Below are 18,696 nucleotides of genomic sequence, written 5' to 3'. Positions count from 1 at the left end.
TCCGGAACAAGGAGGACACATGATTAAGATCAAAAAGATTCTAAACAACAATGCGGTCATCGTCTCAGACGATGGGGAAGAAAAGATTGCGATTGGACCTGGCGTCGCCTTTAAAAAAGCGAAAAATGACATCGTGAATCCCCATAAAATTGAAAAGTTGTTCATCATGCCGGAAAACGACAAGTTCCAACAGTTGTTGAGCCGGATTCCCGTTGAACACTTTACCGTTTCCGAGGACATTATTTCGTACGCAGAAAAACGGCTTGAGACATCGTTCAATGAACACATCCACATCGTCTTAACCGATCACATCTCATTTGCCATTGAGCGAGAGATGGAAGGCATCTCACTTCGGAACAAACTGTTGAACGAGATTAAAATCCTTTATCGGAATGAGTACGAGATTGGATTATGGGCGATTGAACACATCGCAGAAAAATTGAACGTCCAAATGCCAAAAGACGAAGCCGCGTTCATCGCGCTTCATATCCATACGATGAAAGTGAAAGGAGGTGATTTACGCAAGACGGTCAAACAGACAACGATTGTCCGCGACATGATTCAATCGATTTCACGACGACTCGATGTATCCATTGAAGAAGATGACTTATCCTATCAACGATTATTAACTCATTTACGGTTCGTCATGGATCGGGTCAACCATTACGATCATCACACGATTGATGAAGACATGCTCCGCATGATTCAGACGAAATTCACGTCTGCCTATGCGTGCGCATCTGATGTCGCAAAAGAAATGGAAGAGACATATGGCATCGTCTTGCCCGAGTCAGAACTTGGCTATATTACGCTCCACATTCAACGCCTACAAGATCAACACCACCAAAAAGGAGGAAATCAACAATGATGAACTATTTACAACGTCTCGGACGTTCCCTTATGTTACCGGTTGCCGTACTTCCGGCTGCAGCCATTCTCATGGGGATTGGTTACTGGATCGACCCATCTGGTTGGGGGTCAGGAAACGTCGCAGCTGCATTCTTAATTAAAGCGGGTGCGGCCATTATCGATAACATTCCGATTCTTTTCGCAGTCGGGGTAGGTCTTGGAATGTCAAAAAACCGCGATGGTTCGGCAGCACTCAGTGGACTCGTGGCTTATTTGACCGTCACGACACTTTTAGCGGCTGGAACAGTCGCGTTGTTTCAAGGCATCGATGTCGAAGCCGTCAACCCGGCATTCTCAAGAATTGAAAATGCATTTATCGGTATTTTATCAGGATTGATTGCTGCTAGTATGTATAACCGGTTCAGTCATGTCAAACTACCGGATGCCCTTGCTTTCTTCAGCGGTAAGCGTCTCGTTCCAATCATGACGGCATTTTCAATGATTCTCGTCTCGGTCGCGCTCTACTTCATCTGGCCAATCGTCTTCACAGGACTCGTCGGATTCGGGGAATCGATTTCAAAACTCGGCGCATTCGGTGCCGGTCTTTATGGATTCTTCAACCGTCTCTTAATCCCAACTGGACTTCACCACGCCCTCAACTCTGTCTTCTGGTTCGACGTCGCTGGCATCAACGACATCGGAAATTTCTGGTCAGGCGAAGGTGAAAAAGGTGTGACGGGAATGTATCAAGCCGGATTCTTCCCAATCATGATGTTCGGTCTCCCGGCCGCAGCTCTTGCAATGTACCATACAGCGAAAACGAAACGGAAAAAACAAGCGGCTTCCCTTCTATTCGCAGCCGCGTTTGCTTCATTCTTTACAGGTGTGACAGAACCTCTTGAGTTCTCATTCATGTTCCTCGCACCAGTTCTTTACCTTGTACATGCTGTCCTTACAGGAATTTCACTCTTTATCGCAGCAACGTTCCAATGGACAGCTGGATTCACATTCAGTGCAGGTCTCGTTGACTTTTTCCTCAGTTCAAGATTACCTCTTGCCAATCAGCCATATATGCTCATTGTTCAAGGTCTATTCTTCTCAGTCATTTACTATGCGATTTTCCGCTTTATGATCGTGAAGTTTAACTTGATGACACCAGGTCGTGAATCGGATGAAGTTGTGGATGCAGTCGCAAGTGAAACGACAGACGGCGAAACGAAAGTCGCACCGGTCGCATCTGCTTCAGGTAACGAATTCTCAGCCATGGCGAACATGATTTATGACGGTCTCGGCGGTGACAGCAACGTCACAGGAATCGAGTCTTGTATCACACGTCTACGCGTCGATGTGAAGGACATGGATACCGTCAACCAAGATCAAATCAAGAAAGCCGGCATCCCGGGAATCAAAGTCGTCAGTCCGAATCACATTCAAGTCATCGTCGGCACAAACGTTCAGTTCGTCCTCGATGAAATCGAAAAAATCCGTAGCCACCGCGCCGGATAAACATCGAAAGCCACCTCATTCAGGTGGCTTTTCTTGTTTTTGTGCATAGTGTTTATAGAATTGAATGAAATAGTAGAGAAAAATCCATGGCAAGATGTATTGCGTAAGCCACATGAAAGTCTTGAGTACTGTATGTACAATATATGGTCCTAATCCTAATAAAAACAATACGACTAATAAAGCAACTCCTAAACCTATGTATATCTTTTTACCCAACTCATTCACCCCCTTATTTTCCCAGTTCAGTGTAACACAAAGAGCCTGCCGCAACCGGACAGGCTCTGATTACATTTGACGAAGTCGGGAAATCCGCTCGACTGGATCAGGGTGCGTCGAGAACAGACCACTCACTTTCTTCTTAAGTGGATCGGAGAAGTACAGTGGGGCCGAGGCACTCGAGGCTTGCTCGACCGGTGTCTCGACGTTGGCAATCTTCTCAAGCGCTGAGGCAAGTGCATCGGGGTTACGGGTCAGTTCCGCCCCACTCGCATCTGCTAGAAACTCGCGATTACGTGAAATCGCCATATTGATCAGCATCGCGATGAGCGGAGCTAACACTAATAAAACAAGTCCGATGATGAGGAAGATGGGATTCTGATTTTGGTCACGTCGTCCCCCACTGATGCTTCGGAAAAATAACATACGTGAGCCGATATCACTCATAATGGCGATGACCGAGACGAGTGCGAGTGTGACCGTCGAGAGACGCACGTCATAGTTTTTAATGTGTGCGACCTCATGCGCAATCACACCTTCCACTTCTTCACGAGACAATCGCTCTAGTAGCCCCGTCGTGACGGCGACGGCCGCCTTTTCTGGTTTCAGTCCGGTTGCAAATGCGTTCGGTGACGGATCGTTGATGATAAAGATACGGGGCATTGGCACTCGCGCGACCATCGCCATGTTTTCGACCGTATGCCATAAAAAGCGGTGTTCTTCCACCGATGTCACCTCTCGCGCCCGATTCATCTTCATGACGATATTCGTGCTCGACATGATGACGATGCCGACATAAAACAAGGAGAAGATTGGTGTGAAAATCAAACCTGGGATTGCGTCTCCATAGTTCACATAGGAAATGGCCGCTCCGACGAGAAGGACAAACAACACAAACCCTGTGACGATGAAAACCGTCTTCACTTTATTCTTTCGAATCTGTTCATAGAGGAGCATACTTGCCACCTCGATTCATCAAAACGAGACGCGAACGTTCTCGCGCTCTTCGGCACGCGCCTCAAGCATATCGCGCTTTTCAAAATGGTGCACAGAGGCAATGATGTTCGTCGGTACCGATTCGATTTTTGTGTTGTACTTCATGACCGTATTGTTATAGAGCTGACGCGAATACGCGACCTTGTTTTCTGTCTGCGTCAATTCTTCCTGCAACATCTTGAAGTTCTCGTTCGCCTTCAAATCCGGATACGCTTCACGAAGCGCAAACAGATTTTTCAGCGCCCCGCTCAGTTGGTCGTTCACCGCCATCTGATCTTGGCGATTCGACTTCTCCCCGAGCTGGTTTCTCAGTTCGACGACCTTCGCGAGCGTCTCTTGCTCGTGTTTCGCATACCCTTTCACCGTCTCGACCAAGTTTGGAATCAAGTCATACCGCCGCTTCAACTGCACATCGATTTGAGCCCATGCCTCGTCGACCCAGTTTCGATATTTGACGAGCCCGTTGTACATCGAAAAATAGATGAGTACGAGCACGACAACCGCTACAATCGCAATAATCCACCCCATGTTGGCACCTCATTTCTTCATTTTCTCCTGTATTAATTCCCTTTACTCGTATAAGATAAGCTTAACTTTCATAAAAATTAGCAAATGGATGCAATTCTTAATGCGTTGATCACAAAGGAGTGTGCGCAATGGTTGTCACGAATGCCGAAGTACGTTTGACCGAGTTGTTCGAAGAAATGGTGTCACTAAGACGCCATTTTCACCAATATCCAGAGCTATCTTTTCAAGAAGTTGAAACGCCGAAGATGATCGCCTCTTATCTCCGCGAACTTGGGATTGAAGTACGTGAACACGTTGGCGGTAATGGGGTCGTCGGTCGAATCAAAGGCGGTGATGGTCCGACCATCGCGTTACGGGCCGACTTTGACGCGCTTCCCATCCAAGATGTGAAAGACGTCCCGTATCGTTCAAAAGTAAACGGGGTCATGCATGCTTGTGGCCATGATGCCCATACAGCGACGCTTTTGGTTCTAGCGAAAGTATTGACCGAACTGGACCTTCCGGGAGACGTCGTACTGATTCACCAGTTCGCCGAAGAATTGGCTCCCGGTGGCGCTAAACCGATGATTGAGGACGGCTGTCTCGACAATGTGGATTATATTTATGGTGCGCACATCTGGACACCCCTCCCATTCGGAACAGTCGGCGTCAAAACAGGTCCCGTCATGGCGGCAGCCGATCGCTTTGAATTGACCATCAAAGGAAAAGGTGGTCATGGTGCGATTCCGCAACATACGGTCGATGCCCTCATGGTCGCCGTGAATGTGGCGAACCATCTCCAACAAGTGGTCAGTCGACGCATCGACCCGCTCGAACCAGCCGTTTTGACCATTGGGACTCTCCATTCCGGTCAAGCGTTCAATGTGATTGCCGAAGAAGCCAAGTTATCTGGAACCGTGCGCACATTCACTTCAGAGACGCAAGAAAAAATCATCACGAATATGGAACGCATGATTCGCTCTGTCTGTGCTGCGAGCGATGCCGAGTACGCACTTGACTATATAAAAGGTTATCCAGCCGTCGTCAACCATGTGAGAGAAACAGAATTCGTCCGCCAGAGCGCGAAAGAGACCGTCGGCGAAGACGGTGTCATCGAGATGGCACCACTCATGGTCGGAGAAGACTTTGCTTACTATTTAGAACAAGTACCGGGCAGCTTCTTTTTCACGGGAGCTGGGAACCCTGAACTCTCAGCGATTTTCCCTCACCACCATCCTCGTTTCGATGTGGATGAACGAGCGATGTTACACACGGCTCACATTTTGCTAGGCGCTTTACAACGAACATGGATGACACATGAAAAAGAGGATTGATGCAATCGCATCAATCCTCTTCTTTGACTGGTTCTGTTAATTCAGAAACGAGTACTTGGTCGACTCGTTTGCCGTCCATATCGACGACTTCGAAACGAAGGCCGTACGCTTCGACCACGTCCCCCCGCTTCGGAAAATCACCTAATGCGTAAATAACGAGTCCCGCGAGCGTATGATATGAGTTGCGTCCCTCATCGAAGCGATCGTCCCGAATCTCAAACGTTCGTTTTAAGTCCTCGATCCCGAGTAACCCGTCCGCTAAATACGATCCGTCCTCACGACGAACCACTTCCGGTGTATCTTCTTCAATCATGACTTCTCCGACGATTTCTTCCAAAATATCGAACAACGTGACCATCCCGAGGAATCCACCGTATTCATCTAAGACGAATGCGATCTCGACACCATTTTTCTGCATCATCTGAAGCACTTGGCTCGCTTCACGTTGTTTTGGCACAATCAGCGGTTGCTTGATGCGCTTTAAAATTTGTGACGGTTCACGCAATGTCGGTAACGTCAAAATGTCACGCACATCGATATATCCGACAAAGTCGTCGAGTGAGTCGCGACCGACTGGTAACTTGTTATGCTTACTCTCGTAAATCGATTTTTTCATGTCATCCATGTCATCCTCTAAGTCGACCCATTCGAGCGTCGTCCGAGGTTGCATGAGCTCATAAATCAATTGATCGTGGAACGCAAAGACGCGTTCGACTTGTTGCACTTCTTCATGGGCGAACTGACCTTGCTGAGCTCCTTCAAAGAGAAGCTGTTTAATCTCAAGCTCAGTCTCTCCACTCGTTTGTTCTGCCTTTAATCCAAGGAGCTTGAATAAGAAGAGCGTCGATTTCGATAAAATCCAAATGAATGGGCGCATCAACTTACTGAATAGATCGAGCGACGGAATGATTGCCATCGTTACTTTTTCAGGTGAGACGAGCGCAATCCGTTTCGGGACCAATTCACCAATGATGAGCGACAGATACGTAATAATCGTAACGACGGCCACATAAGCAACGGTTCCGGCATACTGCGTACTCATTCCGGCTTGTTCAAACGCCGATGCAAGCGGTGCCGAGAAGCGCGCGCCCCCGTAGGCCCCGTTAATAATCCCAATCAATGTGATTCCGACTTGAACGGTCGACAACAAATCTGTCGGGTCTTTCGAATAATGAAGCGCAATCTTGGCACTTCGCTTCCCTCGATTTGCTTCAACCTCAAGTTTTGCAGGTTTCGATGAGATGAGCGCAATTTCTGTCATCGCAAAAATCCCGTTCAACACAATCAAAAACAAAACAATCAACAAATCAATCACTATGGAAGAATCCACTTTTTTCATCACCTCAGCTATTTTTAAACCACTGCTTCATTTTAACAAAAAATCGTTACCAACCTGTACCCGTTTTGCTCGAAAAAATAGCCACTCCTTATGAAGTGGCTTCGTTGACAGCTTGTTTGGCGACGGCTGCGGTCTGAGACTGTTTAAAGAGAATAACTCCGACGAGCAGGACCGTAAGCCCAACGACTTGTCCAGCCGATAATGTAATTTGAGGCATCCCGAAAGCGCCATACAAATCGACGAGTAATGCCCAAATGAGTTGTGAAACGAGGATGAGTGACACGGACAAAGTCGGTCCAAGTAGCTGGATGCTCCGCATGACACAATACACGACACCGACCCCAAGTAACCCACCAAGCCAATAGATGGGTGACACATCACGTAATCCGGAAAGATTGCCTCCGAATAACAGTAACGGAATGATGGATCCGATTAATCCAACGATAAAAACCAACACTGTCGTCGCCCAGGCTCCTAAATTTGTATTCATTTTTGCATTGACTGCCGCCTGGACACTAATGAATGCTCCAGCCACTGCTGAACAGATGATTCCAAAAATCATATAATCTCTCCTTACTCATAAAACATGCCGTTCGCACGTTCCTTCAATCGCTCACTATTTAATATGACAACTTCTTTTCTCGTTCGCGTGACCAATCCTTCATCGACGAACGCCTGCAACGTCCGATTCAAATGACGATAACTCGTCCCAAGCCATTCGGCGACTTCTTTACGCTTCAGTTGACTCATCTCAGCTTGAAACAGCTCATTACCCGATTCACTAAGCGAGATCAAATAACCCGCCAATCGTTCTTCAAGTGTCGACATGAGATGGTTGGATGAGGCATTCGCCTCGATGAACAGCTTTTCGGACACCCCACGCAATAGGTGTTCCGTGAATTCGACCGTACGATTATGACGACGAAGTGCCTCAAACGGAATCCGTAAGCAGGTTACCGAACCAACCGCCTCGACAGTATGCAATACGTTACGACCACTCGCATATTCGATATCTCCAATGAGCGTCGGTGCAGCTTTCAAACGAAGCAAGCGCAACTTTCCTTCTTCACTGAGTGTATAGATTTTGACACGTCCTTCGAGAACGACGAACAAGGATTCAATGTGTTGATTGTTCGAACAAAGCATTGTACCAGATTCATAAGTGACTAAAGAAGAAGCTTCAAGCGTTTCGTTAGAAAAAAGGTGATTCCACTGCAGTCGTGTCAGTGCATCCATCATATTCATCATGAGAATTGAACTCCTTACGCGAATGTATAAATTCCGATCCCGACGACCATTAAGACGAGTCCCATGACCTGTCCCGTATTCATCGGCTTCCGTTCGACACCAAACCAACCGTTCAAATCGATGATAAAGGCGCCTAGTAATTGTGCCACAAGCAGGACACAGATTGCCCATGTCACTCCCAGTTGTTGAATCGCTGTCAGTTCGCCGAAGACGACGAATACACCGAATAATCCACCTAGACTATAATACCAAGGGACGCGTTTGAAGGCCGTCATGTCTGCATCTCGTTTGAAAAAGTAAATGATGAGTGCCAACAAAAGTCCGACAAAATGGACGATTGTGACGGACATCCATGCCCCTACCGCATCTCCTAGTTTGGCGTTAAAGATTCCTTGTAAAGCAATAAACGTGCCAGATAGTATGGCAAATAGAATTCCCATGTCATTCCCCTCTCTCTTCGTCTGACTGTACAAAAAGAATGACCCTTTGAATAGGACATATGTCCAAAAATAAAAAGCAACTTCGAATGACCGAAGTTGCTTCATGTATTTATCCTAACAATTTGACAAGTTCTTTGCCGACCGCTTCAGAAGACTGAGGGTTTTGACCTGTGACGAGTCGCTCGTCGACTGCCACATTCACCGCCCAATTGTCAGCTCCTTTGAACTGTCCACCTTGATTGCGTAGTCCCGTCTCAAGTAAGAACGGTACAGCTGAATCGAGTTGCATTTCTTTTTCTTCTGCATCGGTGAACCCTGTCACTTGTTTATCTTTGACGAGTGGCTCATCGTTGCTCAGTTTCACGTTGACCAATCCAATCGGTCCGTGGCACACCGCACCGACAATATTTCCACTCTCATAGACGTTACGAATAACGCGTTGTAGCGTTTCATTTTCTGGGAAATCGACGACTGTCCCATGACCGCCTGGCAAATAAATTGCGTCATACGACTCGTCTGCGACTTGATCGAGTCGCGCTGTGTCTTTGAGCAACTCGCGCGTATTTAGAATGTCATCTGACAAACCATCTTCTAAACTATTCGCATCGATTGGCACGTCTCCACCTTCGATACTCGCGACCGTCACTTTGTATCCTTCTTTTTCGAATAACAAGTAAGGTACAGCAAACTCTTCAAGCCAAAGTCCCGTTGCGTGGCCATTTGATAATTGATCCGCTGACGTCGTGACAATCAGTACATGTTTCGACATACTCAATTCCTCCTTCGATAATGAACATACGACACTATTGTTCCCGATTCATCATCCGTTAAACCTGATGAGCTGTCTCGACGTCATAAGGTATGTTTATTTTTAACCTGGTGATTTATTCGTCCTGCCTTTATTTCAACACTCTTTTATACTGTAGATGAATCGACACTTAGACCTATGAAGGGGATATCTCGTATGACGAAACGAATGAATGACTGGGGGTTTCTCATTGTTGTCGCCATCATCATCTTGTTGCTTGTGCTCGGTCAGTTGCCAATCTTCATGTAATCTTCACGGTATTCCTTCACAAACTGTAGTATGATGTCGTTGTAAGCACTTACACTAAACCCGTTATGAAAGGATGAAGTTTACTATGTCAGAACGTATTTTCATCAGTCCGGCTAAGTATGTGCAAGGGAAACAAACGATTGATCGCATCGGAGAGTATGTCGCTCACTTCGGTTCAAACGCTTTACTCATCGCGGATGACGTCGTCTGGGAATTGGTCGGTTCGCGTGTGACACATTCACTGCAGGCGAGCAATATTGAAGCGACGAAAGCAGATTTTGTCGGAGAAGCATCAAAGCATGAGATCACTCGAATCGCCACAGATGCCAAAGAAAGTGGCACAGCGTTCGTGATTGGTCTCGGTGGCGGTAAGACGCTTGATACAGCAAAAGCGGTCGCAGATGAATTGGATGCGCGCATCGTCATTGTACCGACGATTGCCTCGACAGATGCACCGACGAGCGCCCTGTCAGTCATTTACACAGATGAAGGTAATTTTGAAAGTTACCGTTTTTATAAAAAGAATCCTGATCTCGTTCTGGTGGACACCGAGTTGATTGCACAGGCACCGCCGCGCTTCCTTGCATCAGGCATTGCCGATGCTTTGGCGACGTGGGTCGAAGTACGAAGTGTCCTTTCATTCGGAGGAAAGACGATGGCCGGTGGTGTCCCAACGCTTGCGGCGGAAGCGATTGCTGAACGTTGTGAAGAAGTATTGTTCACATATGGTATTCAAGCGTATGAAGCCGTCAAGGCAAAAGTCGTCACACCTGCGCTCGAAGCCATCGTTGAAGCCAACACCCTATTGAGTGGTCTCGGCTTTGAAAGTGGTGGTTTGGCTGCAGCCCATGCCATTCACAATGGATTTACCGCGTTAGAAGGGGACATCCACCATTTGACGCACGGTGAAAAAGTTGCATTTGGAACACTTGTGCAACTCGCACTCGAAGGACGTCCTCAAGAAGAATTCGAGCAGTACGTTGCCTTTTATATGGCACTCGACTTGCCGGTCACACTCGAAGATATCAAATTGAAAGATGCATCTCGAGAAGATATCTTGAAAGTCGGAAAAGCCGCCACGGCAGAAGGCGAAACGATTCATAGCGGTTTTGATGTCACGCCAGAAGAAGTTGCAGACGCCATCATCGCAGCTGATCGATATGCCCGTCTTTATCAAGAACGGTTATAAAAATAGCGAGAGGAAGCTTATACGGCTTCTTCTCGCTGTTTTTTGGTCGGGATGAACGAAAGGACAATCCCAACCCCCATACAACTGACTGTCAGGAAAAAGAAAGTCAGCTGGTTCATATAAATGATATTCGTGAACTGGTTCCACCCTTCGGCGAAAGACTCATTCGTAGATAAACGAATCCCTTCCCGAAGAGACGTCGCTTGCGATTGATTGGTCACCCAGGAAATCCCGGCCATGATGAGACTACCCAAACCTAACACGATTCTCCCCATCGGTCGCACGGATGCCGTGACTCGACGTGTCATACGAACCGTAATCCAAATGAACAATAACAGAAACGGCCATCCAATCAAGAGCACAATCCAGTATATATTCCCTTCGCTCGGTGTTTCCGAATACGGGGTTGTCATTACTTCACCAAGCTTAAAGATTACAAACGCGATCAACGTCACGATAAACCATGCTTTTATTAACTTCTCCATCTCAACACCTCGTCCTTAGTATAGCAAAAACACCGTATGCGTCTGCATACAGTGTTTAGTCTTTCGGGCGGACGACGTAGTAAATCAAAATGACGAGCCACGTCCACACTCCTGTAAAAATTCCGATAATCCCGACGATGAAGAATCCGAGCGGAATCATCGATTTCGTTCGATTGTAGTCCTTCCACATATTCGATAGCCCTTTAATATTAAAGTATAAAAAGGCAAAGAACAGGACGAGCAACAACAGTGGTAATCCAAATAAGACTTCCATTCGCTCACTCCTTTCTACGATCTCATTCGTTATGTTTATTGTATCGGATTTGACTCCTCGCTTCATCGGACCCAAGCTGTATCCTCATCCGACCTGAGGATGGATAAAAGATGCTCAGTCCATCAAGAAAACGGGAAAAGGAACATCATCTAACCCACGAGGAGGCGTTTTGCCATGAAGTCCCTGCGTATCTTGATTATTTGTCTGCTCCTGTTACAAGCTTCGCCGGTGACAGCGGCATCACCGTCCCCACAACCAGGTTACACCATCAAAACAACCTACTTATATGGTCGTGCAATGCAATCTTCACCTGTGTTGAAGACGTTACGAACAAATGTCCCTATCCGTTACACCACGTATAACCGAAGTTGGTCCAATGTCTATATCGGGAGTACAAAGTACTTCACTCCGACCGCTAACCTAAAAGCCGGCATCCCTAAAATGCCAACGGCCGACCGGTTACGACTCGTCAATAAAACAAATGGGCTCCCGTCCACTTATCGTTCCCCACAACTTGTGACCTTAACCGTCCCAACTGTTTATCAAAAAGGAAGCGAACGTACATTGATGACAGCAGAAGCCGCTTACGCGCTAGCGAAACTGTATTACGCAGGTCGAAAGCAGGGTCATACGTTGTACGCACTGAGCGCCTATCGCTCCTATTCGACTCAAAAATCGCTATATACTTACTGGGTCAATACACGCGGGGTCGCATACGCTTCAAAATATGTCGCCCGTCCCGGGTACAGTGAACATCAAACCGGTCTGGCGGTGGATATGACGAGTCAACGTATGCGTCTAGGATTATACGCCTCCTTTGACCAATCGCCTGAAGGAAAGTGGATGATTCAAAACGCCCATCGTTACGGCTTTATCGTCCGTTATCCGAAAGGAAAAGAAAAAATCACTGGATATAATTATGAACCATGGCACTTGCGCTATGTCGGGTTAACCGAAGCTACGATGATGAAGCAGAAGAACTGGGTGTTTGAAGAATGGTGGAGCAAACGTTGAGTGAGCATCCTTTTTCAGGCATTTCCCTGTTCACGGTATAATGGAATCATCTTATTCGTATAGGGGGACATGCCGAATGTGGATTGTCATGAATAAACTAGACGTTGAAAAAGGAAAGGCCGATGCGGTCAAAGCGCGTTTCGAGACGACAAAAGGAATCGAAGCGATGGATGGCTTTGTCCGGATGCAAGTGTTGACGGATACGTCCGATGCAGCAATGGACCATGTGGTCATCATGACCACATGGCGGAATGCGGCAAGCTTTGAAAATTGGCGCGACAGCAATGCCTACAAGCACGCCCATAAGAAACGAGATGACGGGACGTCGGAAGTAAAACCGATCGTCCTCGGCAACACCGTTACCCAATATGAGGTCGCGATTGAACACCTCGCCTCAACGGAGCGCGTTTAATAAATCTTGAGGACGGATGATTCCGAGTAGCGTTTCATTCGGACTACCAGTCTCTGTAATCAGGAGGGCGTCGTATCGGGCGCCCTCTTTCATTTGTGTGAAGCAATGCTCCGCCTCAATCACCGTCGCATCTTTTCGAATAAATCGATACCGATGCATATGCGGATCATGATGGAGAACATGCTTCACGCGAACTCCTTTGAGTGATAAGTTGGTTCCGTCGATCGTCTCGGCCAACCAACTGGTCACTCCTTTTTTCGTCAGAAGACCACGCCAAGAGCCGTTGTCGTGATACACGGGAAACTGCGAGTAGTTTTTATCGCGAATCTCTCGGAGCACCTCTGTCAAAAAATCTTCGGACTGAAACGTCACCACTGATTTCGCAAACAATGGGATGACTAGACGTGGATGAAGCAGTTCACGCTCCACCTCTAAAATCAATTCAACGAGCGACTCGTGGGGTTCAGCGATAATGAAATCAGGTTCACGACGCTCATGAACGATGGCATTTCGCAGTTGACTCATCTGATGTAAATCTTCTTTATATCGATTGATGATTGGATTTTGTTTCGCTAACCGATTCACCATATTGCTAAAACTGAAATGCTGGCCATCTCCCATCTCTCGACTCAAGTAGTCCTCGATTCGATGGTAGGATGCCAAAAATTCTTCAGCACGACTCATGTGACCACCCTCCTTAACGATACATGTATACCCTCTTTTTCATCGTTTCAGCAGGAAACCGTCCATTCATCCCGAATGACATAGAAATCATCTTGATCATCAAGGAGGGCTGTCATGGCGACTTCAGTTCAATCCATATCCCCATCTTCACAACAGTCGACATTTCGCGCGGGACTGCGAGCAGGTATTCCCGTCGCCATTGGATATATCCCGATTGCCATCGCTTTCGGTCTTTTGGCAAAATCGTTTGATCTGCCAAACGTGATCACGTTATCCATGTCGTTTTTCATTTTCGCCGGTGCCAGTCAGTTCATCACCGTGCAATTGCTGATGACCGGTTCGATGTATTGGGAAATCATTCTGACGACGTTCATTCTAAACTCTCGTCATTTTTTAATGTCCGCCTCGCTATCCCAACGGATTGAAAATACATCTAGAAAACTATTGGCTGCCATTGCGTTCGGTGTCACCGATGAAACGTTCAGTGTCGCTTCCACCCGAAAAGAAGCACGTTCTGCTCTGTTCGTTCTCGGGTTGAATACGATTGCCTTTCTTGCCTGGAATATCGGTACTTGGATTGGTGTGTTTCTCGCTTTCGGTCTTCCAAGCACGTTACAAGCGAGCATGGGCATTGCGCTATATGCGATGTTCATCGGGTTACTCGTCCCGTCCTTGACGACTCGACCTGTCTTCGTCGTCACGAGTTTCGCCATCATCATGCAAGCGGTGCTTCATTGGATCATCACGCCGCTCTTTCCAATCTCGGACGGAATTCGAATCATCATCGCGACTGTTGTCGCGGCCGGAATCGGTGCTTTTCTATTTAAGGAGGAAGAGATTTCATGATGTCCTTATTTTTGCTCGTCTTAGGATTAGCGCTTGTCACGTATCTTCCTCGACTCGTCCCGCTACTCTGGTTAAAGGAATTGGCGTTACCGGCGTATATGAAACGATTTCTTTCTTTCATCCCGTATGCGGTATTGGCTAGTTTAATTTTTCCGGGAGTCTTGTCTTCGACAACCACTACGACGTCCGCTTTGTTTGGAGGAGTGATTGCTACGACACTTGCGCTACTCCGGGTCAATCTCGTCGTTGTCGTCATCGGAGCCGTATTCGGTGTGTACGTATTCCAAACCCTATCCTAAAAGGAGCCGCACACGAGGTGCCGCTCCTTTTTTATGCAGATATCGCTTGTCGACGAAGCCTTACGAATACGTCTACAAATTCGGTGTCCCATTGCGTGCCACGACCGCTCTCTAAAATAGAGAGTGCCTTTTCCATCGGCATCCCAGAGCGATAAGGTCGATCAGACGTCATGGCGTCATAAGCATCGGCAATCGCCATGATTCTTCCGAACAACGGAATGTCGACCTCACTTAAGCGGTCCGGATACCCTTTTCCGTCGATTCGTTCATGGTGCGACCGAACCCCAGCCAAAATCGGTTGAAGGGATGCCGGTAAATGAATTTGACTCAATATATGAATGCCAATCGTCGGATGTTCCTGAATTTTTGAGAACTCTTCGTCTGTCAATTTTCCTTCCTTCAGCAAGACATCATCACGAATCCCGATTTTTCCGATGTCGTGAAGAAGTGCAGACTTATTGAGTAAATCGATTTGTTCCTTTGGCAAATGGAGCGCACGGGCAAGCTCTACCGAGTACATTGCCACACGTTCTGAATGACCGGCCGTATAAGGGTCACGTGCATCGAGGGTTGCCGCGAATAAGATGAAGAGGCTGTCCAGCAGTTGCGCATTCTCTTGTTCCCGAGCGTTCACCGTCTCGACCATTTGGTTGAAGCCCCCAATCAATTGAGCGAACTCATCTAAATAGGGGTTTTCGATTTTTTGGAGCTGTCCTGATTCCATCTGTTCGATTCCTGACGTCAAAAGGCCAATCGGGCGTTTAATATTGTCATAGAGTAAGAAACTACATAACACCGCAATCCCAACGATAATAACAAGAATCACGAACGCCCAATTCCAATATGTATCCGCCCGAGTCGAGGTCGACAATTGAACGCTCGAGGCCAACATAAACAACATGATCGGAAAGACACCCGTAATGAGCATGCTGATCAATAATTTAGTCCGGACACTGAATGACCGATACGTTGCATGGATAGGCTGATGATACAGTTCGAAGTGACTTTCTTTCATATACACGAGCAGCGGCTCCACCGACCGTACCGTCAAGAAGTACTCAATCAACGCGTGCAACACGGCAATCATGATGGCACCAATCGCAGCGAGACCAATCAAACGATACGGTAAATCAATCCAGCCATTATAAATACAGACGGTCGTCAAAGCGATTGACGGAATGGATAGTCCAAATAAATGAGGACCCAAAATTCGCTGTACTGTTAAAGTTGGGAATCGGCTCGCCTGTTCGAACGCAGACGTCAATTCTTGGCTCGTTGGAGAGTCAACTTTAAAAAATCGTCGGATTGGTCGAATATGTTTACGATACAAAAGAAGTTCTGACGTAATCATAATCATCCCTGAACCGAACATAATGGTTAGAAGCAGTCCGATTTCACGAACTGATAACTCAAGCGTCTGAAAAATGAAAACGCCCCCCACACCAAAAACCGCTAATCCTGAGCCAATCACATAGTTCACAACGAGTGTTCGTTGAAATCGTTCAAACATCCCTCTCACCTCTGTCACTCTTTTCTTTATCTATCGACCAGGTTCCTTTCAAAGTTGAACACAAAAAACGGACCTCCACATGGGAGATCCGTGAAAGAATCAATTAAGGGCGTAACGGACCATCGTTGTCATCCAGTGAACGATTGTCTTGATCCGGAGTAATGTTTTCGTGGAACGGATTTGGTTCTGGTCCGTCTACGTGATCTCCCGTTGAATCATGAACGTCTCGCTTCACTTCGTTCTTCGATTGTTCCGCTTCCTGCTTCGACTGCTCAACACCTTGTTTGGCTTGCTGTTTCGCAGCTTCCGCTTCGCGACTCATCTGTTCTTTTTCTTTTTCGAGTCCTTCTTTTGAAACTTCCGTCTCATCAATACGGTGCTCCGCTTTTTTCAAGTAGCGTGCTGCCGTCTCGCGACCGCCAAGACCGAAAGCAAGACCGAAGGCAAGGGCAACGGCTCCAAGAATGAGGAGGAAGGCCGTATTGACAATCATCGGTGCGATGCCGAGCTGACTGATGGCCATGAAGAAGACGAGTCCGAGAATCGCATATTTCGCTACGTAGCGAAGCGCGCTCGGTTGTCCTGCTCCATCGACAAGAACACTTCCGACCAAACGTTCTGCCATATTAGCTAACCAGAAGCCAACTGCCAAGATGATGAGTGCCGCAATCACCATTGGCAAGTAAGCGAAGATCGCAGTGGCGAGAGACGCCATGAACTCGAGATTCGCCACCTGAAGTGCTTCAGATACGAAGAGTAAGATGACGATCACTTGTACAACGACACCGACCACTTGGGCGATCGACATCGAAGATGCTCGTTCCTCGAAGCCCATTTTATGAGCCAATGAATTGACGCCAAGGTTTTCAAGGAGCGATACAACGACACCTTTCAACCATCTTGCCACGAATACACCGACGAGGACGAGGACGATTGCGACAAGGATGTCTGGAATCATGACAAGGACATCATTAAGCATCGCAATCGCTGGTTCCGAGATGCCTCGAATATCAAGCGCTTCAAGTGCCGAAATCGTGACCGGAATCATGATGAAGATGAACACGATTGTACCGATTGCTTTCGCAAGACTTGATCCCTTCACATAGTCAGAAAGATGGAATCGCTCTGCCAATCGATCTAATCCTGCTGCTTCAAGGAACTTCGTCAAAATATCACGTACAATCTTCGCGACGACATAACCGATTGCGAAGATGAGCGCCGCTGCGACAAGTTTCGGAATGAATCCAAGGAAACTGTTCAACAAGTCTTCGAATGGTCCGCTGACCCCACGAAGTCCAAGTGCGTCAAGTACAGCCGGTAATGCCAATAAGAGAACGAGATAGAAGACGATGTTCGCGACCGTATCGACCCATTTCGTTTGGTTGACACTTGTCGATTCTTGTCCCGTCTTTTCCATCAACTTGCTTAAATTCAAGCGATGTCCCGCCATTTGAATCCCTTTTTTCAAAAGGGTAGCGATGACCCATGCAACGAGTAAAATCAGACCTGCTTTAATGACACCGATAATCAATCCAGAGAATCCTTCATAAATCTGACTGAACGGCTCCGTGATTGCAGGAACGTTCATAAATTCAAAGATAATCAGGAATGCGAGAAGTAAGACCCCAAAGAATACCACTTTTGCGATAATGCGTTCAGGTGTCCACTTATCTCCTTTTTCCCCCTCTTTTTTAATACCGGCCCGCTCATCGAGTCGTGCCTTCTTCAATGCTTTTCGTGTCACGTTTTCCAATACTTTCGCCAAGATATAACCAACTACGAGAATAACAATTGCCAGCAAAAGCTCTGGTAGCCATGACATGAACGAATTGAAGTTATACGTTGTATTGTTCATCGAATCTTCCTCCTTTTTTATGAGATGATTGCTTTTCCTTAACAGTGTTCTTTCTTTAAATACCTATATTTCAAAATCATCAAACATCGTGCACATGACAACTCTTTCACATCACTATTACGATTCCATAGAAATGGGTACGTAAGTTAAGAGAGAAATCGTGTCAAATCCCGCGAGATATGATACGAATAACATGAGAAGTCATTTTAGGAGGAATTCGAATGAACATCGCTTTAGTGGCTCACGACAAAAAGAAAGACGATTTGATTGTTCTCATTAAAACGTATGCACATATTCTAGAAAAACATCAATTGTTCGCAACAGGTACAACTGGTAAGCGGATTGCGGAAGCGACCGGGTTACCGGTGCATTGTTTCCGTTCAGGACCTCTTGGAGGGGACCAAGAAATTGGAGCTGCCGTCGCACGCGGTGAGATGGATATGATCATCTTCTTCCGAGATCCATTGACTGCCCAACCTCACGAACCAGACGTGAGCGCATTGATGCGTCTTTGTGACGTGTATTCCATCCCCCTTTCGACAAATATGGGAGGAAGCGAGATTTTGATTCGAAGCATCGAACAAGGTGATTTCGAGTCGCTTAAACTTTCTCATAATGACGAACCACCTGCGTGAC

At 46.9% G+C, this 18,696-nt stretch carries 21 protein-coding genes; 9 read left to right on the top strand and 12 right to left on the bottom strand.

Going from position 1 to position 18,696, the window contains the following annotated elements:
• Positions 1–19: 19 nt before the first annotated feature.
• Together KNO99_RS06850 and nagE are read left to right on the top strand one after the other, a co-directional pair.
• Positions 20–868: a PRD domain-containing protein gene (locus tag KNO99_RS06850; protein WP_251130983.1), complete on the top strand. Its 849-nt coding sequence runs from the start codon at positions 20–22 to the stop codon at positions 866–868.
• A complete protein-coding gene (gene nagE / locus KNO99_RS06845; RefSeq protein ID WP_214746723.1) occupies positions 865–2,355 on the top strand; it encodes an N-acetylglucosamine-specific PTS transporter subunit IIBC in 1,491 nt (496 codons plus the stop codon). Before KNO99_RS06850 ends, nagE begins: the two co-directional genes overlap by 4 nt.
• A gap of 285 nt (positions 2,356–2,640) precedes the next feature.
• Here the strand turns inward: nagE and htpX are convergent, their stop codons facing one another.
• Positions 2,641–3,528 (bottom strand): zinc metalloprotease HtpX, encoded by an 888-nt coding sequence (gene htpX / locus KNO99_RS06840; RefSeq protein WP_214746708.1) that lies wholly within the window; start codon positions 3,526–3,528, stop codon positions 2,641–2,643.
• An 18-nt stretch (positions 3,529–3,546) separates the two neighbouring features.
• On the bottom strand, positions 3,547–4,095 hold the full coding sequence (locus KNO99_RS06835; protein ID WP_015880351.1) for a LemA family protein: 549 nt from the start codon (positions 4,093–4,095) through the stop codon (positions 3,547–3,549).
• Between the two features lie 128 nt (positions 4,096–4,223).
• Between KNO99_RS06835 and KNO99_RS06830 the strand changes: the two genes are divergently transcribed.
• Complete coding sequence (locus tag KNO99_RS06830) at positions 4,224–5,408, top strand: amidohydrolase (protein ID WP_214746705.1); 1,185 nt, start codon at positions 4,224–4,226, stop codon at positions 5,406–5,408.
• 10 nt (positions 5,409–5,418) lie between these two features.
• On the opposite strand, the gene KNO99_RS06825 is transcribed toward KNO99_RS06830, so the two are convergent.
• The 5 genes from KNO99_RS06825 to KNO99_RS06805 form a co-directional block, all read right to left on the bottom strand.
• Positions 5,419–6,747: a hemolysin family protein gene (locus tag KNO99_RS06825; protein ID WP_214695701.1), complete on the bottom strand. Its 1,329-nt coding sequence runs from the start codon at positions 6,745–6,747 to the stop codon at positions 5,419–5,421.
• A gap of 88 nt (positions 6,748–6,835) precedes the next feature.
• Positions 6,836–7,309, bottom strand: a complete 474-nt coding sequence (locus tag KNO99_RS06820; protein ID WP_214746702.1) for a DMT family transporter — start codon at positions 7,307–7,309, stop codon at positions 6,836–6,838.
• A gap of 11 nt (positions 7,310–7,320) precedes the next feature.
• A complete protein-coding gene (locus tag KNO99_RS06815) occupies positions 7,321–7,995 on the bottom strand; it encodes a Crp/Fnr family transcriptional regulator (RefSeq protein WP_214695695.1) in 675 nt (224 codons plus the stop codon).
• 14 nt (positions 7,996–8,009) lie between these two features.
• Positions 8,010–8,435, bottom strand: coding sequence for a DMT family transporter (locus KNO99_RS06810; RefSeq protein WP_214746699.1), 426 nt, complete (start codon positions 8,433–8,435; stop codon positions 8,010–8,012).
• Between the two features lie 109 nt (positions 8,436–8,544).
• Positions 8,545–9,204 carry a type 1 glutamine amidotransferase domain-containing protein gene (locus tag KNO99_RS06805; protein WP_214746696.1) on the bottom strand — a complete coding sequence of 220 codons (660 nt, stop codon included), beginning with the start codon at positions 9,202–9,204 and terminating at the stop codon, positions 8,545–8,547.
• Positions 9,205–9,577: 373 nt separating this feature from the next.
• On the opposite strand from KNO99_RS06805, the gene KNO99_RS06800 reads away from it, so the two are divergent.
• The gene (locus KNO99_RS06800; protein ID WP_214746693.1) at positions 9,578–10,681 is read left to right on the top strand and encodes a glycerol dehydrogenase; all 1,104 of its coding nucleotides are present in this window, start codon (positions 9,578–9,580) and stop codon (positions 10,679–10,681) included.
• Between the two features lie 17 nt (positions 10,682–10,698).
• On the opposite strand, the gene KNO99_RS06795 is transcribed toward KNO99_RS06800, so the two are convergent.
• Both KNO99_RS06795 and KNO99_RS06790 read right to left on the bottom strand, forming a co-directional pair.
• Complete coding sequence (locus tag KNO99_RS06795; RefSeq protein WP_214746690.1) at positions 10,699–11,166, bottom strand: hypothetical protein; 468 nt, start codon at positions 11,164–11,166, stop codon at positions 10,699–10,701.
• Positions 11,167–11,221: 55 nt separating this feature from the next.
• Entirely contained in the window at positions 11,222–11,440 is a 219-nt protein-coding gene (locus tag KNO99_RS06790) for a hypothetical protein (RefSeq protein ID WP_074036747.1), read from the bottom strand.
• A 174-nt stretch (positions 11,441–11,614) separates the two neighbouring features.
• Here KNO99_RS06790 and KNO99_RS06785 point away from each other — a divergent pair, with 174 nt between their 5' ends.
• Together KNO99_RS06785 and KNO99_RS06780 are read left to right on the top strand one after the other, a co-directional pair.
• Entirely contained in the window at positions 11,615–12,454 is an 840-nt protein-coding gene (locus tag KNO99_RS06785) for a M15 family metallopeptidase (protein ID WP_214746687.1), read from the top strand.
• A 76-nt stretch (positions 12,455–12,530) separates the two neighbouring features.
• The gene (locus KNO99_RS06780) at positions 12,531–12,866 is read left to right on the top strand and encodes an antibiotic biosynthesis monooxygenase (protein ID WP_214746684.1); all 336 of its coding nucleotides are present in this window, start codon (positions 12,531–12,533) and stop codon (positions 12,864–12,866) included.
• Here KNO99_RS06780 and KNO99_RS06775 read toward each other — a convergent pair.
• Positions 12,849–13,550, bottom strand: coding sequence for a CBS domain-containing protein (locus tag KNO99_RS06775; RefSeq protein WP_214746681.1), 702 nt, complete (start codon positions 13,548–13,550; stop codon positions 12,849–12,851). The genes KNO99_RS06780 and KNO99_RS06775 overlap by 18 nt on opposite strands.
• Before the next feature lie 114 nt (positions 13,551–13,664).
• Here KNO99_RS06775 and KNO99_RS06770 point away from each other — a divergent pair, with 114 nt between their 5' ends.
• Positions 13,665–14,396, top strand: a complete 732-nt coding sequence (locus KNO99_RS06770) for an AzlC family ABC transporter permease (RefSeq protein WP_214746678.1) — start codon at positions 13,665–13,667, stop codon at positions 14,394–14,396.
• Positions 14,393–14,695, top strand: coding sequence for an AzlD domain-containing protein (locus KNO99_RS06765; protein WP_214746675.1), 303 nt, complete (start codon positions 14,393–14,395; stop codon positions 14,693–14,695). The genes KNO99_RS06770 and KNO99_RS06765 overlap by 4 nt, the downstream gene beginning before the upstream one ends.
• Before the next feature lie 31 nt (positions 14,696–14,726).
• Here the strand turns inward: KNO99_RS06765 and KNO99_RS06760 are convergent, their stop codons facing one another.
• Together KNO99_RS06760 and KNO99_RS06755 are read right to left on the bottom strand one after the other, a co-directional pair.
• Positions 14,727–16,205 (bottom strand): HD-GYP domain-containing protein, encoded by a 1,479-nt coding sequence (locus KNO99_RS06760; protein WP_214746671.1) that lies wholly within the window; start codon positions 16,203–16,205, stop codon positions 14,727–14,729.
• A gap of 103 nt (positions 16,206–16,308) precedes the next feature.
• A complete protein-coding gene (locus tag KNO99_RS06755; RefSeq protein ID WP_214746668.1) occupies positions 16,309–18,060 on the bottom strand; it encodes a mechanosensitive ion channel in 1,752 nt (583 codons plus the stop codon).
• 221 nt (positions 18,061–18,281) lie between these two features.
• On the opposite strand from KNO99_RS06755, the gene KNO99_RS06750 reads away from it, so the two are divergent.
• On the top strand, positions 18,282–18,695 hold the full coding sequence (locus KNO99_RS06750; RefSeq protein WP_026824646.1) for a methylglyoxal synthase: 414 nt from the start codon (positions 18,282–18,284) through the stop codon (positions 18,693–18,695).
• The last annotated feature ends 1 nt before the right edge of the window (position 18,696 follow it).

The sequence above is a fragment of the Exiguobacterium sp. s189 genome (assembly GCF_018617615.1).
Classification (GTDB): domain Bacteria; phylum Bacillota; class Bacilli; order Exiguobacteriales; family Exiguobacteriaceae; genus Exiguobacterium; species Exiguobacterium aestuarii_A.
This window is presented reverse-complemented; position numbering and strand designations above follow the sequence as displayed.